General features: G+C 31.7%; 18 protein-coding genes. 14 read left to right on the top strand and 4 right to left on the bottom strand.

Going from position 1 to position 20,370, the window contains the following annotated elements:
- Nucleotides 1–277: 277 nt before the first annotated feature.
- From ABD077_RS13955 to ABD077_RS13905, 11 genes are all read left to right on the top strand, one after another.
- A complete protein-coding gene (locus ABD077_RS13955) occupies nt 278–421 on the top strand; it encodes a DUF2256 domain-containing protein (protein ID WP_299600242.1) in 144 nt (47 codons plus the stop codon).
- Between the two features lie 16 nt (nt 422–437).
- Nucleotides 438–1,739: a DASH family cryptochrome gene (locus ABD077_RS13950; RefSeq protein WP_343912900.1), complete on the top strand. Its 1,302-nt coding sequence runs from the start codon at nt 438–440 to the stop codon at nt 1,737–1,739.
- A 3-nt stretch (nt 1,740–1,742) separates the two neighbouring features.
- Entirely contained in the window at nt 1,743–3,278 is a 1,536-nt protein-coding gene (locus ABD077_RS13945; RefSeq protein WP_343912899.1) for a cryptochrome/photolyase family protein, read from the top strand.
- Nucleotides 3,268–4,746 carry a cryptochrome/deoxyribodipyrimidine photo-lyase family protein gene (locus tag ABD077_RS13940; RefSeq protein ID WP_343912898.1) on the top strand — a complete coding sequence of 493 codons (1,479 nt, stop codon included), beginning with the start codon at nt 3,268–3,270 and terminating at the stop codon, nt 4,744–4,746. The genes ABD077_RS13945 and ABD077_RS13940 overlap by 11 nt, the downstream gene beginning before the upstream one ends.
- A 6-nt stretch (nt 4,747–4,752) precedes the next feature.
- Nucleotides 4,753–5,034, top strand: coding sequence for a TIGR03643 family protein (locus ABD077_RS13935; protein WP_299600253.1), 282 nt, complete (start codon nt 4,753–4,755; stop codon nt 5,032–5,034).
- On the top strand, nt 5,034–5,432 hold the full coding sequence (locus tag ABD077_RS13930) for a DUF2452 domain-containing protein (protein ID WP_343912897.1): 399 nt from the start codon (nt 5,034–5,036) through the stop codon (nt 5,430–5,432). Before ABD077_RS13935 ends, ABD077_RS13930 begins: the two co-directional genes overlap by 1 nt.
- Before the next feature lie 808 nt (nt 5,433–6,240).
- On the top strand, nt 6,241–7,515 hold the full coding sequence (locus ABD077_RS13925) for a tyrosine-type recombinase/integrase (protein WP_343912896.1): 1,275 nt from the start codon (nt 6,241–6,243) through the stop codon (nt 7,513–7,515).
- Nucleotides 7,516–8,568 carry a hypothetical protein gene (locus tag ABD077_RS13920; protein WP_343912895.1) on the top strand — a complete coding sequence of 351 codons (1,053 nt, stop codon included), beginning with the start codon at nt 7,516–7,518 and terminating at the stop codon, nt 8,566–8,568.
- Between the two features lie 79 nt (nt 8,569–8,647).
- Nucleotides 8,648–8,923 carry a helix-turn-helix domain-containing protein gene (locus tag ABD077_RS13915; RefSeq protein ID WP_343912894.1) on the top strand — a complete coding sequence of 92 codons (276 nt, stop codon included), beginning with the start codon at nt 8,648–8,650 and terminating at the stop codon, nt 8,921–8,923.
- A 33-nt stretch (nt 8,924–8,956) separates the two neighbouring features.
- The gene (locus tag ABD077_RS13910; RefSeq protein ID WP_343912893.1) at nt 8,957–9,982 is read left to right on the top strand and encodes a protein rep; all 1,026 of its coding nucleotides are present in this window, start codon (nt 8,957–8,959) and stop codon (nt 9,980–9,982) included.
- A 46-nt stretch (nt 9,983–10,028) separates the two neighbouring features.
- Nucleotides 10,029–10,631, top strand: a complete 603-nt coding sequence (locus tag ABD077_RS13905) for a hypothetical protein (protein WP_343912892.1) — start codon at nt 10,029–10,031, stop codon at nt 10,629–10,631.
- 23 nt (nt 10,632–10,654) lie between these two features.
- Here ABD077_RS13905 and ABD077_RS13900 read toward each other — a convergent pair whose 3' ends face one another.
- Genes ABD077_RS13900 through tssD form a run of 4 tightly spaced genes read right to left on the bottom strand, consistent with a single transcriptional unit; the run spans nt 10,655 to nt 13,737 of the window.
- The gene (locus ABD077_RS13900; RefSeq protein WP_343912891.1) at nt 10,655–11,101 is read right to left on the bottom strand and encodes a hypothetical protein; all 447 of its coding nucleotides are present in this window, start codon (nt 11,099–11,101) and stop codon (nt 10,655–10,657) included.
- A 2-nt stretch (nt 11,102–11,103) separates the two neighbouring features.
- Entirely contained in the window at nt 11,104–11,706 is a 603-nt protein-coding gene (locus ABD077_RS13895; protein WP_343912889.1) for a toxin-antitoxin system YwqK family antitoxin, read from the bottom strand.
- Complete coding sequence (locus ABD077_RS13890; RefSeq protein WP_343912887.1) at nt 11,699–13,048, bottom strand: hypothetical protein; 1,350 nt, start codon at nt 13,046–13,048, stop codon at nt 11,699–11,701. The genes ABD077_RS13895 and ABD077_RS13890 overlap by 8 nt, the downstream gene beginning before the upstream one ends.
- Nucleotides 13,048–13,737 carry a type VI secretion system tube protein TssD gene (tssD, locus tag ABD077_RS13885; protein ID WP_343912886.1) on the bottom strand — a complete coding sequence of 230 codons (690 nt, stop codon included), beginning with the start codon at nt 13,735–13,737 and terminating at the stop codon, nt 13,048–13,050. Before tssD ends, ABD077_RS13890 begins: the two co-directional genes overlap by 1 nt.
- Nucleotides 13,738–13,944: 207 nt before the next feature.
- On the opposite strand from tssD, the gene ABD077_RS13880 reads away from it, so the two are divergent.
- The 3 genes from ABD077_RS13880 to ABD077_RS13870 are packed head-to-tail and all read left to right on the top strand — an operon-like array spanning nt 13,945 to nt 20,333.
- On the top strand, nt 13,945–16,047 hold the full coding sequence (locus ABD077_RS13880) for a class I SAM-dependent DNA methyltransferase (protein ID WP_343912885.1): 2,103 nt from the start codon (nt 13,945–13,947) through the stop codon (nt 16,045–16,047).
- Nucleotide 16,048: 1 nt separating this feature from the next.
- Complete coding sequence (locus ABD077_RS13875; protein ID WP_343912884.1) at nt 16,049–17,395, top strand: restriction endonuclease subunit S; 1,347 nt, start codon at nt 16,049–16,051, stop codon at nt 17,393–17,395.
- The gene (locus ABD077_RS13870; protein WP_343912883.1) at nt 17,388–20,333 is read left to right on the top strand and encodes a DEAD/DEAH box helicase family protein; all 2,946 of its coding nucleotides are present in this window, start codon (nt 17,388–17,390) and stop codon (nt 20,331–20,333) included. Before ABD077_RS13875 ends, ABD077_RS13870 begins: the two co-directional genes overlap by 8 nt.
- The last annotated feature ends 37 nt before the right edge of the window (nt 20,334–20,370 follow it).

The raw sequence follows: 20,370 nt of genomic DNA, 5'->3' as shown, positions 1-20,370 counted from the left end.
TTAGTGACATCAGTGTGGTTTTCTACTTTTTTTCAATTTGTACCAATGCACAATCAAATTGCTGATAATACAGGCAATGATGAGGTAATAGTTAAGTTGATTAGAAACAACTGGCTCAGAACAGTTGTGTGGACATGCATATTCATTTGTACTCTCTTTCAATCTCCAAAATAAATTTAATTAGTCTTTTCAAACATTTCCTTATATCCTGTTAAAGTTGTATTCTAATTATTTTTTTGTTTAAGTATTTTGTAATTTTATTAAACAAAATATTTATATGAAAAAATCTCATCTCCCAACAAAAATTTGTAAGGTCTGTGAAAGGCCATTTACATGGAGAAAGAAATGGGAAAAAGTATGGGAAGAGGTGCAATATTGTAGTGTGCGCTGTAGAAATAATAGAAATAAAGTAAAAGGTTAAAAAACAAAAGGAATACATGAAACGAACAGGTTTGGTTTGGTTTAGGAATGATTTAAGAGTTTTTGATAACACCTCCTTGCATAAAGCCACTAATGAAAATGATCGTGTAATCGGCATCTTTTGTTTTGATCCACGATTATTCGAGGTGGGTCAATTCGGATTCAAGAAATCTGGAAAATATCGTGCTAAATTTCTTATTGAGTCGGTGAGTGATTTACGAGAAAATCTACTTAAAAAAAATATTTCCCTTTTGGTTTATATCAAGAAACCCGAAGATATAATGCCTAGTTTAATTGAAGATTATGAGGTAAATACAATTTATAGCCAAGAGGAGTGGACAGCAGAAGAAACAGATACATACGAAACGGTAAGGAATGCGGCTAAAAGTCCAGATGTAGATTGGGTAACTTCTTACGATCAGTTTTTATTTGATCCACAGGATATTCCTTTTGATATTCAGTCAGTTCCAAAAGTGTTTACTGTCTTCAGAAAAAAATGTGAAAAATATGTGCAGGTTGCAAGTGAAATTGATATTTCAGGATTGGAACCAGATAATTTAATAGAAAATGAAACCAAGATCCCGGTTTTGGAGGATCTAGGATTCGAAACTTTTGAGGTTGACTCAAGAACTGCATTTCCTTTTCTTGGAGGAGAAAGTGCAGCATTAAAAAGGATACAATCCTATTTTTGGAAAACCCATAAGCTTTCATATTACAAGAAAACCAGAAACGGTTTATTGGGAACTGATTATAGTTCTAAACTTTCTGCATGGTTAGCTAATGGTTCTATTTCTGCTCGTACTATTTATCATCGGGTGCGTGATTATGAGAAGGAGATCGAAAAGAATCAAAGTACGTATTGGCTGATTTTTGAATTGATTTGGAGAGATTTTTTTAAGTATGTATCTCTAAAACATGGTAATGATTTGTTTAAGAGAAATGGCATACTTCATAAAGAATATTCTTGGTCTCAAAATCAAGAGAAGATTGAGCAATGGATTCAAGGTGAAACTAAAGAACCTTTTGTAAATGCAAATATGATCGAACTTTTACATACGGGATGGATGAGCAATCGAGGGAGGCAAAACGTAGCTTCTTATTTTGCAAAAGAATTACAATTAGATTGGAGAATAGGAGCTTCTTATTTCGAATCTTCCTTAATAGATTATGATGTACATAGTAACTACGGAAACTGGCAATATGTGGCAGGAGTAGGTAATGACCCCAGAGATCGAAAATTTAATATCCAACTCCAATCCGAACGTTACGATCCACAACAAAAATTTCAAAATCTTTGGTTTCAACCTACATTATTCTAACCCATGATATTACGATTACTACTTGGCGACCAGTTAAATTACGAGCATTCTTGGTACAAAGAAGCTGTGCAAGATGATGTTTGCTACTTTATGGCGGAAATGAGGCAAGAAACCGATTACACCAAACATCATATTCAAAAAGTTGTTGGTTTTTTTAGCAGTATGCGAAACTTTTCTTCTTGGCTAAAAGAGCAAGGGAAACAGGTGGTTTATTACCAACTAGATCATGAAAAAAATAAACAAGACTTAGTTGGTAACTTAGAGCAGATAATGAAGGATAATGAGATCACTAAATTCGAATATCAACTCCCTGACGAGTATCGATTAGATATGCAGTTAAAAGAGTTTTGTGAAACTCTATCCATACAGTTTGAGGTATTTGATACGGAACACTTTTTGACTTCCAGAACCGATTTTGCTAACTTTTTTGAAGGTAAAAAGCAGTATATCATGGAATATTTTTATCGTGATATGCGCAAGAAATATGATATCATGATGCTTACCAAAAAAGACCCAGAAGGCGGTAAATGGAACTTTGATCATAGTAATAGAAAAAAATGGAATGGAAAACCGGAAATACCTAGTCAGAAAGATTTCAAAAAAGATGTAAGTAAGATTGTCGAACTAATTCATGATTGTGAAGTTAGTACTATTGGAAATATTGACCCGAAACAGTTTAATTGGCCAACTTCCAGGAAAGAATGTCTTTCGTTACTTACCTATTTCTGTGAAAACTTATTAGTGTATTTCGGAGACTATCAGGATGCAATGCATGTAGAAGAAAAATACTTATTTCATAGTAGGTTATCTTTTGCAATGAATAGCAAAATGTTACATCCAATGGAAGTAATTACTACTGTCGTTGAATATTGGAGAGATAGACAAGATGAAATTGATATTTCGCAAGTCGAAGGGTTTGTGAGGCAGATTTTAGGTTGGCGAGAATATATGAGAGGAATGTATTGGAGTCAAATGCCAGCCTATAAAAACCTAAACGAACTTCAGAATACAAACAAGTTACCTGATTTTTATTGGACAGCGAATACCAAAATGAATTGTTTACGTTCTGCAATTCAGCAAAGTTTAGATGACTCGTATGCACATCATATTCAGCGATTAATGATTACGGGAAACTATGCCTTATTAACCATGATCGATCCAGATGAAGTGGATCAATGGTATCTAGGAATTTATATAGATGCTATCGAGTGGGTAGAAATTACCAATACTCGGGGAATGAGTCAATTCGCAGATGGAGGTTTGGTAGCCACTAAACCTTATGTATCCAGTGGTAGTTATATCAATAAAATGAGTAACTATTGTAAATCGTGCGAGTATAAAGTATCTAAGAAACATGAGGATGATGCGTGTCCTTTTAACGCTTTATACTGGAATTTTTTAGATGAGAAGCAAGGGTATTTTAAAAATAACCAGCGTATGTCTATGATGTTGAATCTCTTGCATAAAATGGATAAAGAGAAGTTACACAAATTAAAAACCAGGGCTAATCATATAATAGCAAATCCTGATGAGTACTAATAAAGAGCATGTAAATATAGTTTGGTTTAAGCGAGATCTTCGTTTACAAGATAACGAGGCAGTTTATAACGCAATTGCGACGGATTCACCAACGTTGTTGTTGTATGTTTTTGAGAATTCTTTAAAAGAAGATAAACACTATAGTCAACGTCATTGGAACTTTGTTAAACAGTCTATAGTTGATCTGAATACACAGTTAAAAGTATATGATACAAAAGTGCTATGTGTTTCTTCTGAAGTTATTCATACAATCGGAACATTACAACAATTTTGGAAAATAGATCAGGTGTTTTCTCATAAAGAAACTGGAATAAGAAAGACATATGAAAGAGATAAAGCATTTTCGAGATTTTGTAAAAACAATTTGATTCAATGGGTAGAAAACAATAATAATGGTATTCACAGAGGTCTTAAAAACAGAGAGAGTTGGAGAGACGATTGTGAGCATTACATGAATCAACCTCAATTTGAATTTAATCCGAAACATGATAGTTTTATTTCACTAGAAAAGATAGGCGAATTAGAGAAAGTTTTTCATATCGAGAACCTAGATACGATACCAGATACTAATTTTCAACAAGGAGGTACCAATAAAGCATATCAATACTTAGTTTCTTTTTTTAAAGGAAGGTATAAGAATTATAGCTTTCATATTTCGAAACCAGAATTAGCCCGTAAAGGTTGTAGTAGGTTATCTCCATATTTGGCTTGGGGAAACTTATCTATCCGACAGGTATGGCAATATGCTATTCAACAACGAGCTACATCTGATAGTAAAAAACAAATAGATGCCTTTACTTCCAGATTACAATGGCAAGTTCATTTTGTACAAAAATTTGAGATGGAAGATATTATGGAGTTCGAAAGTATTAATAAAGGATATCGAAAATTAAAAAAACAAATATCAGAGGAATACAAGGCTGCCTGGAAGGAGGGAAGAACAGGTTATCCTCTTGTAGATGCTTGTATGAGATGTTTAAAGGAAACTGGGTATATAAATTTTAGAATGCGTGCGTTGGTAGTGTCTTTTTTTACGCATAATCTTTGGCAACCATGGCAAGAGGCGAGTGCTCACTTATCTAGTATGTTTTTGGATTTTGAACCAGGTATTCATTTTCCTCAGCTTCAGATGCAAGCTGGAGAAACGGGAATTAATACGCTTAGGATTTATAATCCCATAAAAAATAGTATTGACCATGATCCAGAAGGTGTTTTTATAAAAAAGTGGGTTCCGGAGTTAAGCAATTTGCCAATCGCTTATATACATGAACCTTATAAAATGCCACCACTAGAACAGCAATTTCATGATTTCGAATTAGGAAAAGATTATCCATATCCTATTGTCGAAATGAATAGTACAAGAAAAAGAGCAAGCGATACACTCTGGAAAATGCGCGATGATGCATTGGTGAAAAGAGAAGGGTATCGAATCCTAAAAAAACATACATTACCAAACAGAAAAATTTAACAGTACATGCAAAAAGAATTATCCATACGTGATATTGACAGAATTATAGAAATGGCATGGGAGGATAGAACTCCATTCGATGCCATCCTCATGCAATTTGGATTAAAAGAGCAAGAGGTGATCAATCTAATGCGGAGAGAAATGAAGCCTTCGAGCTTTAGAATGTGGAGAAAAAGGGTGCAAGGAAGAAAAACGAAGCATTCAAAAAAACGTACTTTTGAAGAAGGTAGATTTAAATGTTCTCGTCAAAAACAAATTACACATAACAAAATTTCAAAAAGGAACTAATGAGCGATAAGAAACCAGACCAAGTAGTATACAACGAAGATGAAGGAAGGTATGACGCTGCCTTAAAACCTTATGCTACGGATGTAGGAGCACCGTCAATTACCATTCCAGATACGGTTGCTTGGAAAAATACAAACGTACACAAGGTAAATAAGCAGGTAAAGGCAAAATACGATGAGCTAAAAGCGCAGTATGATGTATTGATGGAGCAATTTGAGTATAACAATTTAGTATATAACGCTAAGTTTACTTTTGAACCTATCGTGGGAGAAACGTATCATCTATATCGTAATTCTAATGAAGAACCCTTTTTGTCTATAATTGCTCCAACAGAGTGTAGCTTTGATCATCTAGGAACATTTAGATTAAATGCTGATAAAATGTGGGAGCGGTTGTAAGTTAATTGCATGAATTAGTGTGTTCTCATTTCTTTCGGAAAGAAAACTAGTTTCTGGTTTTCAAATGAATACTAAGTATATTATCTTCTCTTGGATAATCGCTAGCTTTTAATTCACTTTTATTGTTGATGTTTTCGTGTGTTAGTGTTACTTGTTTTTCAGTAATTATGTTGTTTTCCTTTTTTTGATACGCTTTTTTGATTGCGTAAGATTATAAGTTTCAAACAAAGACCTGTTTTTTTTGCAATGGTGGGCTTTATTAAAATTTAAATACTAGCTCATTCATAAAGTTAAATGCACCCGATAGCGCGGAAATGTTTTCCGTGTGAAATAGTAAACCAAAAGTCTAAATAAACGATAAATTTAACAAAATGAGTTTTGTTATAGTAATGATAGCAGGGATTTTAGGAATAGGATATAACCTTAATCTGTTTCTAAAGAACAAAAAAAATCATAACGCTTTATTAAGGATGGTTTCTGTATCTGTAATACTTTGTTATTATGTTTTTAATGAATATTTCGCTTAAGTTCAATTATTAAATTACAAAATCTACATAGAGATTGGATTTAATATATAGAGTATTTTCCTCTTTCATACCCTTAAAAACAAAAACGCTTCAACCATAAGTTAAAGCGTTTTTCTTGCGGAGAAAGAGGTATTTGAACCTTTGATATTTTGATATAGCTAATTTTTATAAATTACTTTATTGTCAATAACTTGGGGATAACTCTATAGATTGATAGTATCTAAAAATAGTATTAAATCATAACTTTACTGTCAACGATTCTGTCAACTGATAAAAAAGTTATGAGAAGTACATTTAATCTTAAAGAACCTAAGAAAGACGGGGATACCCTAATACTGTTTTCTGCATATTTTAAGAATGAAGGACGTAAGTTTGTCTACTCTACAGGTGAATTAATTCATCCAGATGATTGGGATTTTGAAAATAAACATCCCAAAAACCTCAACGGAAGAACTACTAAGGCAGAAAAACTTCGAATTGTTAAGAGACAGTTAGATAGGTACTCTAATTTCTTTTCTGATGTAGTAGGGAACTATAAGTTGTCTAATCGAGAATTGATTATATCTAATATTAAGGATGAATTTGATATTGAGTTCAAAAGAACTAAAGCAATATCCAATAAGTTTTTCAGCGTATATGATTTGTTTTTGGAAATGAAGAAGAGGGATTATACAGATGAAGCAAATTCTGAAACAACTATCAAGCGTTATGAGTACAATAAAAGGCTATTAGAGGATTATCAATCTTTCATAGGTAAGAAATTACATTTCAATCAAATAAATAATGCTTTCTATAATTCATTTGTAAGCTATTGCGTTAATGAGAAAAGACATTCAGCGAATACCTTAAGAAGAAATGTAGGATTGCTAAAGACTTTTCTGTATTGGGCTAATGAAAATGGGCATACGTATAAAATAGATTTTCAAAAATTCAAAGCTCCGAAAGCTCAGCAAACTGATGAGGTTGCATTGACATTGGATCAGGTTCAGGAAGTTTTTCAGTTCGATTTAACAAATAATCCCAGATTAGAAAAAGTAAGAGACTTATTTGTTTTTGGCTGCGCTACAGGAATGAGAATAAGTAATTACTCTAAGATTGAAAAGAAAGATATACAAGATGGATTTATCAAAGTCAGAGATCAAAAGAACACTGATAAGTCTCTGGAAATTCCATTGAATGACTTTTCACTCTACCTATTAAAAAAATATGATTATAAACTCCCTAAAATCTCAAATCAGAAATTCAATGATTATATAAAGGAAGTATTTGAGTTGATGGGGTATCATCAGAAAGTAAAGAAAACGATAAAAATAGGGAAGGAGCTTGTGGAGCAAATCACACCCATGTATGAAAGAATTTCATCACATACGGCACGCAGAAGCTTTATTACGATAATGAAAAATAAGAAGATACCTGACAAGGTAATCATGGGGTATACAGGACATCGTAGTTTAGAAGTATTCAATAAGTACTATAAGCCTAACAATGATGATAAGAAAGATTTTATGAAAAAAGTTTGGAAATTGGAGGATGCTCCGTTAAAAAAAGTGAATTAGATGAGTAAAGACATAATAGGATTTGAAATAGATTTGGAGGAAGGAGATCGAATTGTCGAAATACAAACTTCTCCAGAGCTTAAAGAATATTTCAAAAAACAGTTTGAGAAAAACCATACTTATTATTTAACTGAATTTATAGGAGGTAAAAAGAATTATGATATAGCGTATAATACTTTTGTAAAAGCAATGAGAGAATCTTTACCATTTAATATTGAAGAGAATTGTAAGTTTTGTAAGGGTGAAGGGAAAGAAATAGGGGATAAGTCTTGCCAAAAGTTTTATTTGCAAATGGATTTGACTTATATTATTGCTGCTTCAGAGTTCATAAATTTAGTATTTAAGAATAAATACATCTATAATGACAAACCTAAACTTCAAAAACTTACTGTTAAGTTTTTCGATTGTCTCCGCTTTATCAAAAATGAGGGTAAAATGTATTTTGAGTTGGAGCAAATGTGTCGATATACATTAAATTCAGGTTTTTTAACATTGTCTCAAATGCTTGCTAATTCAGAAAAACTCAATGCGTATAAGATAATTAATAGAACTTTAGATGAATTAAATGAAGAAGAATTACAAAATAAAGTCTTACGAAGGGAAGACGAGAATTATTTAGATTTACAAAAAGAGTTTTTTGAAAATAAGTTGAGGTATTTCAAAGAAGAACTTTATTTAGAAGAGAAAGATAATCAACGCTTACAAAAGGAAAATCCCAAAAAGGAAAAACAGGTAAGAAAGAATCCTTCGATTCTACAGTATGCTTTGTATTATTATTACCTTCAGCAAAGTAAAGATTTTCCGCACTTTGAAAACCATCCAGAAGGAAAAGTCAGGGCTATAGAGGAGCTAATAAAAAATGCCAATCTAAATACAACTCAAAAATACTTTCAGCTTAGGTATAATAAGATAGCAAATCACAAGACAAATAGGGTGGCGCTAAATCAAGTTAAGAATATAGGTTTTGTTGCAAATACAATGCTTAAGGAATTTCCAAAAGCTCAAAAAATAGCATTATCAGACTTAGAAGAAGCCAAAACTAAGAATAGGTAACTATAAGAGGTAACTGTTACTTTATAGTTACCTCATCAATCTGTTAATAGGTTCGTAGCAAATTATAAGATGATTTGTTATGAATAACCCATTTGAGACAATCAATCAAAGATTGTCAAATATCGAAAGCCTTCTATTGGAAATAAAACACAAACCAATAGAAGAAGAAAAATCTGAAAATCTTACCGTAAAAGAAACTGCTGAGTTTCTAAAAGTATCAGAACAATCTGTACACAACTACATTAAAAAAGGATTTCTTTCTGCTCAAAAAGTAGGTAGAATCTTATTGATAAAAAGAACGGATGTAGAAGATTCTCTAAAAGAGGTTAAGTCACTTAAATATAAGAGGACTTAGCCTTTTTTTATTAACGTCAAATAAGTTTCGAAGATGAATAACATCTATACATTAGCAGAAAGTGGGACAAACAAATCAGGTCAAAAACACTTAATAGTTAACGGAAATGGCTCTGACCTCAACAATAATAAAGCATTAAAGGGAAGGGCAAAAAGGAAAATTATAACACAGTCTTTGATGTTGAGATTGATCGATATTGCTAAAGAAGATGGAGAACCAGAACTGGAGAAAGCATTTTGGAATACATACTACTGTCAACAGAATATTATAACTGCCGACGGAAAACTTTATGGGAATTATTGTAAAAATAGATTTTGTACAATATGCTGTAGTATTAGAAAAGCAGACATAATTAATCGGTATTTACCAACCATACAGAAATGGGAAGATCCACATTTTGTCACGATAACAGTTAAATCCTGCAAAGAACATCAACTAGAAGCATACATAAAATCTTTAAAAGGAACATTTAAGAAAATTATCAATAAGTACAAAAAACAAGATCAGCGCGGGAAGGGTAAAAAGCTAATAGGAATCAAATCTTTAGAATCTAATTTTAATCCAGAAAGAAGAACCTATAATCCTCACTTTCATATCATAGTAGCTAACAGAGAAATGGCAGATATTATAGTTGCTGAATGGTATTCACGGAGTAAAAAGGGGTATGTAAGTCTGAAGGCACAAAAAACAGAGAAGATCTGGAACTTAGAGAACGCATTAGTCGAAATTATTAAATACGGAAGTAAAATATTTACTGAACCTGATCTTAAGAAAAGAGCTAAGGAAACCACTACCACTCAAGTCTATGCCAAAGCACTTTATAATATTTTTAAGGCTATAAAGGGTGCACGTATTTTTGATAGATTCGGATTTGATCTTCCCGAAAGGAATATAGAAAAGCCACAGGTAAAGTTGTTGAGTCATTTTGAAGAATGGGAATATAATATAGATACTACTGATTGGGTAAATGTTTATACCACTGAGGTACTTACAGGGTATAAAATACCATCTCCTTTAATTGCCCTTCTAACAAATAATATTAATGATTCAATTGATTAAGAAATGGTTTGTATTTTATAGTTCTATAAACCATTAATAATCAATCATGAAACAGAAACTATCTATAAAGAGAATTCTTATTGACCTTATTTCAATTCAACCGCAAATAAAGGAATACTTTAAAGATAATATTAAGTATAAGAAGGTAGTAGATTTCATTTGTGCAAAGGATTATTTTAATGATGATGATTTACCTTATCCAACTTTAAAAGAGGTTGAGGTGGGAACGGGATTATCCAGTCAAAAGGTTAGAAAACTATTAAATGAAATGTATAAAGATCTTTTTGATTATGAAATAGGGCATGTTTTTAGTTTTCCTTCTATTGAGATTTATGTCAATGCAGAGTATCTAAAAAATTGGGCTTCCTTTAGATGTGATAATTTGCAATATATTCCTAGAGAAGGGGAGACGGTAAAGTTTTCATTTCTAAAAGCTAAAATCAATATTGAATATTTTTATGTATACAAGGTTGAGCATACATTTCATAGCAATAAACAAGTTGTTGATATCTGGTTAAAAGGAGGGTCTTATAATTCTTATTGGAGCTTTCGATTGGATAAAGCATTAGCGACTGGAGAAATCGGATTTGGAGAGGTTCATCGTTTACATGATTTTGAAATCGAGGAAAGATTGGGTATACGCCATTAATGCTGAATTTGAAAACTTTTAGTTTATCTCGTACAGTTTCTAATGGATTCATAAAATCTTCTGTACTCTTCGTATGTGACTAACGCACCATTTTTATCCAGTTGAATTGTTTTGTTGTTTAAGAAATTAACAAAAGAGATTTTTTTAATTGCATAATCGCGGAATACAAACTGAAAGTTAGTCCTTTCATTAATCAAACTTTTATCATAATTAAAAGAAAAATCACCATCAAAATTTCCATAAGAGTTAACACATACAGAATCATTCACGGTTAGTTTAATCGCTACTAAATCGGTTGTGGTAGAATCGTTATGAATAACCTTACCTGTAATAAATTCATTACCAATTTGTTCGTAATCATCTTGGATTTCAATAGTCTCTTCAATTTTCTCAATTGGTGGAGGATCAATTGTTGTATTATTTTTACATGAAGTGAGGCTATATATGATAATTATGAATAATAACCTCATCTTTAGTCCTCTGATGAAATTAGTTTACCATTTTTATAAATTTCTTTAGTTACTTCTTCAATAGTAGTATCCTTTATGATCCAAACACCGTCTTTTTTGCCCTTTTTATATTGTCCTTTAATATGAATACCAGACAAGTTGTCTTCACTAGAATAAGCACCAGATTTTAATCCATTTTTATAGTTGATATTTTCGTGTGTGTCATTTTCACTTATTTCCCAATAACCGTGTTTTTTATCTTTTTTGTAATATCCTTGTTTTGAATATGTATGATTATCAGTTTCAAAGTAATATCCGTCTTTTTTTCCTTTGCAATAGTTGGTGACATTAGCAAGAAACATGATTCCTAGTCCTTTCATAAAAGTTAGTGCCTCACCATGTTTTTTGTTGTTTTTGTACACTATTGTTTTTATGAATGCTACTGTACCGTCTGGAAGTTGCTTTTTAGTATAATATCTACCATCTGGTAGCCCTTTAGTAGTATCACTTACGATATCATTAAATTCAAAATCAATTAAAGTAGTAAAACGCTCTGGGAATTTGTTTTGAGAATATCCTTGTAGCGTAACTACTAAAATTAAAAGAAATGTGATCTTTTTAACCATGGTATTGTTTTATTTCTTCTCTCATTATATCCCATTGCCATTTGTTGAATGCAACAGGATTTGAATTATAATAGTCCATAAAATTGTCAGTTCCAGATTGCTTAAATTTAAACTCATTATTCTCTACAATACTATTCAATTGATCAATTTGTCTTTGTAAAATATCAATATATTCAGAACTGGTTATTACTTGTCCTTCATATCGAATTTTAACGTTTTCTTTAGTACGATACTCTTCAATTTTAGCCTTTCTACTTGCAATTAGTCTGTCATATTTAGCCTTAGTTCCCTCTTTGAAAGAATGTAACAAACCTAATAAGTGACCAAGCTCATGGACAAATGTTGATTTTGCATTGATACCTATTTGATCGGGCGCAACTACTATTGAATCTGATTCCTTAGGATAAACTGCTGCATGCCCTCCTTGTCTACCATCGGGAGGAATTGCACTTAAGTAATATACAGCACCTCTAAAATTAGGATTTTGCTGTTTGAATAACTCATCTATTGTTTTACGAAAATCATGCTTTTCTTCATAAAATCTAGGAATATTTCCTCCAGAATCCATCAACACTCCTTTTTCTTTTAAATCTTCTACATCCAAAACTATTTCTGAAACATTATCTAACGTTATATTTATCAATGCTTGGTTTAAAGATTTCTTGGATAATAGTTCAATTATTTTATTTTCATTAAATCCATTAAAAGTACGGTTGTTGTATGTATTATTTGGTTCATTCCCTTTAACTCTAACAAAATGAACAGATAAGTCTAAAACCTCATCATTTTTTATCACAATAATCTCCCCAACTACATTATCATTCTTATCCAATAGCTCAATACTTGTATCTTGGCTTAATGTATTTTCACAAATAACTTTTACCTCGGTTCGACTTATAGAAGAAACGTCTCCATCATAACCTTTGGCTTTTTCATCATCGACTGCTTCTTGTTCCTTTTGCAAATCCTTAAGAGATATTTCATTTGGTTCAAATTTTATACCATCCTTAGCAGGAAATTTTATAATATCATCTTTACGAGCTTTTCCGTCGAGGACTTCTAGCTTTAAATTGAAAATAACCCCTTCTTGATTTGGCAACATACTCAAATAGGGTACGAAATATTCTGAACCATTAATTTGAGCATCTTTATATTCTTTTTTTAGTTCTTCGTAATTATTAGAAATCTCACTATAATTCTCACGCATCCAATCAAAGCCAAATTCACCATCATAGTCTTTTTTACGCTCAAAATGAACCGTAAACGTAATATCTTCTACAACCTCGATACTAGCAGTTTTAGTGATTCCTGCAACCTGTAATTTAAAAGTATTCGTTCCCATTAGTTTTGTTGCTTTATTACTTCTAGTTCGATTTTTTCGTGGTTACTAGAAATTTCATAATCGGTTAAGGTATCATTAACTAGTATTTCGCCATTGTATTTAAAGTCTACCGTTTGATCATCTAGGTTAATCGTTAATTTTTCACCGATTAAATTTCTGGAATCTATATTTAATAAAATGTTTTCACCTACTACCGTTTCTTCTATTCTTTTATTATTAGTATCAGTGATATAATACTCTACAATTCTTGGTTGATTATCTGATTCTTCGTTGTTAGAAACCGCTGCGGTATTTGGGTAGGTGACTCTCCAGTATTCTGAGAACTCCGCAGTGCCTTCTTTCATTCCAGCTGAGGTAATATTTAGATTAATGGTCATTGGATTTTCACTATCGCTAGTAAATTGCTCAGCATAATTAACACAACAGGCGTCTATAAATTCAAGTGTTCTTCCTCTACCATTCATTGCTCTTGGTGCTATTTGAATTTTTAGTTGTTTTGTTAACATAGGATTGATCATCCATTCTAACAACTCTGCATCTTTTGTAGATTCTATGATCACAGATAACCCTGCGAATTGAGGTTTAGAAGAAGGGTTTCCATTATAATCACTCTCTTGTCTAAAAGTATAAGAAAAATCAAGAATATTTATCTCTTTGTCATCAAAGAGCAGTTTTGCTGTAAAACTCATATATGCCTATGTGTAAAAAAGTACAAATATAAAAGTATATCTATGATGTATGTATACGGTAAAACCTTCTATTTATTGTTTTTAGGAATAAAAAAGAGTTTGTAGGTTATAGGGGAAAAAATATTCTTGTAAAAGTTGGTGTTAAAATGCTATTTTTAGCACAGATATAAAAGAATTAATCATATCAAACAAAGAGAATAATTAATAATGATAAATAAAAATAGATTAGAAAACCTAACTAACGAAGTTTGGAAGGGTGCAATTAAATTAAGAGGAAAATTTAAAGCTAAAGATTATCCTTCTGTTATTCTTCCAATGATTATGATTAGAAGAATTGAATGTGTACTCGAAGAAAATAGAGCCAAATTCAAATCAATTATCATTTCTAAAGACGATTCTTTTGATGATGAAAATATAAAAGCACTTTACGAGAAAGATGCTGAAAAAGGAAAAGTAAAACAAGCTGAGCTTACTAAAAGAATAAAACAATACGAAAAAGCGAAACTTGAATTTTACAATACGACCAATTGGACGCTTAAAAGCATTCTTGCTGATAGTAGTACTTTAGTCGAAAACAACTTTCGTAGTTTTTTAAATGGCTTTAGCGAAAACATAGAAGAAATTATAGACAAGTTTGAGTACCGACAAATGGTTACCAAAATGGTAAAAGAAAAACGATTGTCTCAAATTATTCAATTAGTTGCCGAAGAGGATTTTAGCCCTACTCGACTATCTAATATTGAAATGGGTTATGTCTATGAAAATCTCTTGCAAAGATTCTCGCAAGATGATGCCAAAGACACAGGAGAGCATTTTACACCCAGAGAAATCATTAGAATAATGGTTGACTTGATGGAAATTGATTTTGACCCAGAAACAGCAACAAAAGCGATTTCTTTATACGACCCAGCTTGCGGAACAGGAGGAATGCTTTCTATTGCCAAAGAACATTTAATAGACAAAGCCAAAACACCAAAAGGCATTGCCAATACTGAGGATTTAATTCTACTAAACGGACAAGAAATGCTGGCTCAAAACTATGCGGTTTGTAAAGCTGATATGCTTATAAAAGGCGAAACAAAAGCTAATATTACACACGGTAACTCATTAATTCCTCACATAGAAAGTATTGAAGATGATGGCGACCAACATTCTGGAAAACGATTTGACTATATGATTTCTAATCCGCCTTTTGGTGTAGATTGGAGCGATTACAAAAGTCACGTAGAAAAACTAATTGGAAGTAGATACCAACCTGGTGCTACTGAAAAATCTAGCAAAAAAGGACAATACACCATTACACCAACCAATGATGGTGCTTTACTTTTTCTATTAACAATGATTGAAAAGATGAAGCCTCAGAGTAAAGGTGGTTCAAAAATTGCAATTTTGTTTAACGGCTCGCCTTTAAGCAATGGTGATGCCACACAAAGTGAAAGTGAAGTAAGACGTTATATTTTAGAAAATGATTTACTAGACACCATTGTAATGATGCCAGACCAAATGTTTTACAACACTGGTATTTATACGTATATATGGATTTTAAGCAATAATAAGCCAAAGCACAAAGAGGAAACTGTATTGATTATTAATGCTCGCGAGCAATCTAAAAAAGAACCAAAATCATTTGGTAACAAACGTAACCAAATAACTGACACAAATCGCAAGTGGATTAACAACCAATTTGCCAGTTGGGAAGAAAATGAAGATTGTAAAAAATTCCATATTACAGACTTTGCTTTTCATAAAGTGAAAGTGACCTTTTGGCAAGAAGATGAGAATGGCGAACAAATGTGGATTACTGAAGATTTTACCAAACAGATTAATAATGCCAATATGAAAAAAGAATTTGATTTGTATGGTGATTTTACGGTAAACCTAAAAGTTAATGATTTAGATTTTGAAATACATTATGATGGCGAAACTGCTTTTGAAACCTTAGTAGCCAACCAACTAAAAGAAAAGGTGGCAGAACTGAAAGATGAAAAGCTAAACGACATTAAAAAATGGTTTAAAAACCAAAAAAAGACTGCTACGTATCACCACAGGCATTATATAGTAGATAACGAGTACATACCATTTGACAGAACTGAAACGGATAAGGAAGCCTATATAAACGCTTTTTTAGCCAAAGAAATAGACTACCAAATTATAAACTGGGAAGAATACAAAGAATTAGGTTACGAAATATTACCCAACAAATATTTTTATAAATACCAAGAGCCAGAAAGTAGCGATAAACTCATAGAACAGTTTTGGGAATTAGAAGAAGAAGCTACCAATTTACTCAACGAAATAAAAGCTTTGTAAGATGGAAAAGTACACTTATAAAGATTGTGGAATTGAATGGCTTGGTAAGATTCCAAAGCATTGGGAAACTAAAAGGCTATTTAATATATGTGAGTTTATTAGAGGTAATTCTGGCTTTGAGAAAAACGATTTATTATCAGAAGGGAAATATGTGGCATTACAATATGGTAAAACATATAAAGTAGAAGAAGTTAATGAGAAATTTCAGTATTACGTAAATGAAAATTTTTATAAAAGTTCTCAAATAGTAAATTATGGAGATGTATTATTTGTTTCAACTTCAGAAACAATGGAAGATTTAGGTCATTCCGTTTTTTACAATAGAAATGATATTGGCTTAATAGGTGGTGAACAAATTTTATTAAAACCTAACAAGAATATTTTAGACGGTAAATATTTATTTTACGCTTCAAAAGTGTTCGGTAATGGACTAAAAAAGTTTGCTACTGGCATAAAGGTATTCAGGTTTGATGTATATGATTTAAAAACAATTTACATCAGTCTTCCTAAACCAAAAGAACAAAAAGCCATAGCCGAGTATTTAGACAAAGCCACCGCTAAAATAGACCGCATTATTGCCATTAAACAAGAGCAGTTGATGAAGATGGAGGCGAGTTTGGGAAAAAAAGTAAACGAAATAATAAAACGAGGAGTTAAAGATTTTGAACTAAAAGAAAGCAGGAAAGATTTTATTGGAAAAATTCCAATACATTATAAAGTTCAGAAACTAAAACACATTACTACCAAAATTACAGATGGTGCTCATTTCACACCTAACTATTTGGATAATCCTGATAAAAACAGTATTCCTTTTCTGAGAGTTACAGATGTTCAAGTAGAAAAAATTGATTTAAACAAAACCAAGTTTATCGATGTTGAAGAACACAATGAATTGATTAAAAGATGTAACCCAGAAAAAGGAGATTTACTATTATCGAAAAATGGTACGATAGGAATTACAAAAGTTGTTGATTGGGATTGGGATTTTAGCATTTTTGTAAGTCTCTGTTTAATAAAACCTGATAGACAATTAAATGTAGATTATCTTAATTATTTCTTTAAAAGTGAAATAATGGATTTCCAAATAAAAAATGGAAGTAAACAAATTACTGTTACTAATTTACACTTAGATAAAATTCGAGACTTTTATATAGTTACACCACCAATAAGTGAGCAAGAGCAGATTGTAAAACGATTAAAAGACATTGAATTTAAATTCAATGATTCATTAAAAAACATAAAATCCCAAATAGAAACCTTACAAGCCTATCGTAAAAGTTTAATTCACGAGTGTGTTACAGGTAAAAAGCAAGTAACGTCTGCAATAAAAACCAAAGCCTATGCCTAGCAATAAAGAAATGCTTTTTCAAGACCATTTGTGTGCTTTTTTAAGCACAGAGCATCAATATGAAACATTTGAAGCTTCAAGGCTTAAAAATGACAATCATATTATAGAAAAAGACCTTATTGCTTTTATTAAAAACACCCAAGAACATAAATATCAAGAACTACAAGAAAACTTTGGTACAGATGCAGACCGAGAAATTATAAAAGCCTTAGAACTTGCCATTACAAAAAAAGAATTGTGGTTAGTCATACGAGAAGGCTTAACAGTAAAAGGCACAAAAGTGCTTTTATATGCTCAAAAGCCAAGGTCTGCAACCAATACAGCACAAGCAGAAAACTACGCTAAAAACACGTTTACTTATAAAAAAGAATATTACTACAACCCAAACAATCAAGAGCGTATAGATATTGCTATTTGGTTAAACGGTTTACCAATTATTGTTTTAGAACTAAAACACGAAGACGAAGGACAAGATGTAAATGATGCTATTTATGAAAGTTTTCTAAACCGAGATTTACAAAATCCTATTTATAAAAATCCATTTTTGTATGTAGCATTAAGCAATACAGAAGCCAAAATTGCTACCAATCCAAGTTCGGAAAAAAACTTCAGATGGTTTAATGCAAGTTTACAAAACAAAGCAGAAACACAAGGCGAATATCCTGTAGAACACGTGTACAGATATGCTTTATCACCAGAGAATATTTGTCACTATCTAGAACATTATTTGGTATTTGTTCCTGCAAAACAAAAAGAAGTAGATGGAGAATGGCAAACCACAGCTTCATTTACAATTTTTCCGAGATATCACCAGTTTAGAGCTAGCAAAAGCTTAGCAGAGGATGTAAAGGATTTTGTAGAAAACAAGCAAAGTCTTGGTAAAAAATATTTAATCAATCATTCAGCAGGAGCAGGAAAAACCTTAACCATTGCGTGGATGGCAGACCGTTTAGATAGTTTGTACACCAGTAATGGCAAAAAGGTCTTTGACAATATTATTATCCTTACCGATAGAAATGCTTTAGACAAAAACGTAAAAGACGATTTAGAAATGTTCACTCATTTGAGTACAAAACTAAATTTTGCCAAAAGGTCAAAACATCTTGCTGAATATTTGGAAAAAGACCGAGATATTATTGTTACTACCATTCATAAGTTTGCTCACATTCAAGAGAAGTTAGAAAACGATAAAATTCTTCAAAATAGAAATGTCGCTTTTTTAATAGATGAAGCACACCGTTCGCAAGATGGAAAAATGGCATTAACAATGCGTAAGTTCTTCAATGATGATGAAGCAGAAGCTTCTGAAACAGATGAAGACGAAACACTAAAAGAATTACAAAAATTAAACATAAGCAATCAAGTATTTGTTGCTTTTACAGCGACTACAACACCAAAAACCGTTTCATTCTTTGGAGAACCTTTTGATGTGTATAGTGAAGAAGAAGCTATTGCAGAAGGTTACATTTTAGATGTTGCTCATAATATAATTTCTTACGAAACCTTATACAATTTAAAACTAAAAGAAGCTATTCCAGAAAAGGATTTTCCAATAGGAATAGTAAGCAAACTACTAAAAAATATTGCTTACGAAGATGATGCTATTATTCAATACAAAGCAGAAGTAATTGTAAAACTGTTTGAAGAAAAAGTAGTACCTAGTATCAAAGGACAAGGTAAAGCAATGGTAGTTACTTCTTCTCGTATTGCTGGTTTGAAATATTTTAATACGCTAAAAACCATTTTAGAAGACAAAGAATCTGAATGGAAAGTGCTTTATGCTTTTAGTGATTTTACTCATCCAATTACAAAAGGGAAAATAGAAGAAAACACAGTCAACCAACTTAATGGAAAACTAATCGAAGATGTATTTGCAGAAGAAGGTAATCGCATTTTAGTAGTAGCCAATAAATTTCAAACAGGTTTTGACCAACCTTTGCTTTCTACAATGTTTTTAGATAAATCTATAAACGGAGTAAATGCCATACAAACCGTTTCTCGCTTAAACCGAAAACACAAAGACAAAGAACAAGAAGATATTTTGGTGATTGATTTTACCAATAATGCTCAAAATATATTTGATGCTTTTAATAAGCACAGAAAAGGAAGTCCATACAAAGAAAAGCAACCTGAAAAACAAGTTTTAGTCGACTTGTTCGAAGAAATTGTAAATCTGAATGTATTTACCGTAGAAGAAATAGAACTGTATGTAAACGCGTTTATTGATGCAGAATTAGAAGCTACAGAAAGAAACTCAACTGCTGATGCTATTTTAAGTAATCTAAACCAAGATTATAGAAATACATTTAAAAAGAAACTCCCAGAACTAGAAGCACAAAAAAGCTATGTTTCCTTATTGAGAAGATATACCAAGTTATATTATTTTATCGCTCAATTTTTTGAATTAACATCAGAACTAAACGAATTTATTGTCTTTGCAGAAGTAATGGGAGAAATCTTAATCAGAAAAGGCAAAGCTTCAGAAATGAAAGAGTTTTTAAAGAAAGTTGAACTAAGCAAAGGAGCTGTGAAATTTCAAGGAACTAAAACCAATTTAACTGTTGCTGGAAAGCCAAAAAAGAAAACAGGTTTAAAAACAGGAAAAGGCGGTCACGAAATACCGAGAACAACTATTGAATCTGCTATAAAAGAAATTAAAGAAAAGTTTCAAATTAGCGAAGAAGATGCAATTTTGATAAAAGAAATTGTAGAAGAAGTCTCTGAAACAACAAGCACGAAAGAAACTGTGATTGCGAATAAGAATAATGAAGTTTATTTAAAAACAAGTGCTGAACCAAGAGTACAATCGGAAGTAAAAGACGAATATATAAAACGTGACTTATGGGACAAATTGGACGACCCAATGTATGTACAGAAAGGCGGAATTATAAGCTTAATCGGAAAAACAGTAATTCGGAATTTGATACAAACTGGGTAAAATGATTCTATATTTTGAATAGTAATTTTGTAAAGAA

It is taken from the genome of Aquimarina litoralis (assembly GCF_039523995.1).
In the GTDB taxonomy this organism is placed as follows: domain Bacteria; phylum Bacteroidota; class Bacteroidia; order Flavobacteriales; family Flavobacteriaceae; genus Aquimarina; species Aquimarina litoralis.
Note: the sequence above shows the minus strand (reverse complement) of the source record. Positions and strands in the feature narration are given on the sequence as shown.

What these genes read in the sequence shown, in the direction of transcription:
- ABD077_RS13955 (WP_299600242.1), top strand. Translation starts at nt 278, where the DNA reads ATGAAAAAATCTCATCTCCCAACAAAAATTTGTAAGGTCTGTGAAAGG.
- ABD077_RS13950 (WP_343912900.1), top strand. Translation starts at nt 438, where the DNA reads ATGAAACGAACAGGTTTGGTTTGGTTTAGGAATGATTTAAGAGTTTTT.
- ABD077_RS13945 (WP_343912899.1), top strand. Translation starts at nt 1,743, where the DNA reads ATGATATTACGATTACTACTTGGCGACCAGTTAAATTACGAGCATTCT.
- ABD077_RS13940 (WP_343912898.1), top strand. Translation starts at nt 3,268, where the DNA reads ATGAGTACTAATAAAGAGCATGTAAATATAGTTTGGTTTAAGCGAGAT.
- ABD077_RS13935 (WP_299600253.1), top strand. Translation starts at nt 4,753, where the DNA reads ATGCAAAAAGAATTATCCATACGTGATATTGACAGAATTATAGAAATG.
- ABD077_RS13930 (WP_343912897.1), top strand. Translation starts at nt 5,034, where the DNA reads ATGAGCGATAAGAAACCAGACCAAGTAGTATACAACGAAGATGAAGGA.
- ABD077_RS13925 (WP_343912896.1), top strand. Translation starts at nt 6,241, where the DNA reads ATGAGAAGTACATTTAATCTTAAAGAACCTAAGAAAGACGGGGATACC.
- ABD077_RS13920 (WP_343912895.1), top strand. Translation starts at nt 7,516, where the DNA reads ATGAGTAAAGACATAATAGGATTTGAAATAGATTTGGAGGAAGGAGAT.
- ABD077_RS13915 (WP_343912894.1), top strand. Translation starts at nt 8,648, where the DNA reads ATGAATAACCCATTTGAGACAATCAATCAAAGATTGTCAAATATCGAA.
- ABD077_RS13910 (WP_343912893.1), top strand. Translation starts at nt 8,957, where the DNA reads ATGAATAACATCTATACATTAGCAGAAAGTGGGACAAACAAATCAGGT.
- ABD077_RS13905 (WP_343912892.1), top strand. Translation starts at nt 10,029, where the DNA reads ATGAAACAGAAACTATCTATAAAGAGAATTCTTATTGACCTTATTTCA.
- ABD077_RS13900 (WP_343912891.1), bottom strand. Translation starts at nt 11,101, where the DNA reads ATGAGGTTATTATTCATAATTATCATATATAGCCTCACTTCATGTAAA.
- ABD077_RS13895 (WP_343912889.1), bottom strand. Translation starts at nt 11,706, where the DNA reads ATGGTTAAAAAGATCACATTTCTTTTAATTTTAGTAGTTACGCTACAA.
- ABD077_RS13890 (WP_343912887.1), bottom strand. Translation starts at nt 13,048, where the DNA reads ATGGGAACGAATACTTTTAAATTACAGGTTGCAGGAATCACTAAAACT.
- tssD (WP_343912886.1), bottom strand. Translation starts at nt 13,737, where the DNA reads ATGAGTTTTACAGCAAAACTGCTCTTTGATGACAAAGAGATAAATATT.
- ABD077_RS13880 (WP_343912885.1), top strand. Translation starts at nt 13,945, where the DNA reads ATGATAAATAAAAATAGATTAGAAAACCTAACTAACGAAGTTTGGAAG.
- ABD077_RS13875 (WP_343912884.1), top strand. Translation starts at nt 16,049, where the DNA reads ATGGAAAAGTACACTTATAAAGATTGTGGAATTGAATGGCTTGGTAAG.
- ABD077_RS13870 (WP_343912883.1), top strand. Translation starts at nt 17,388, where the DNA reads ATGCCTAGCAATAAAGAAATGCTTTTTCAAGACCATTTGTGTGCTTTT.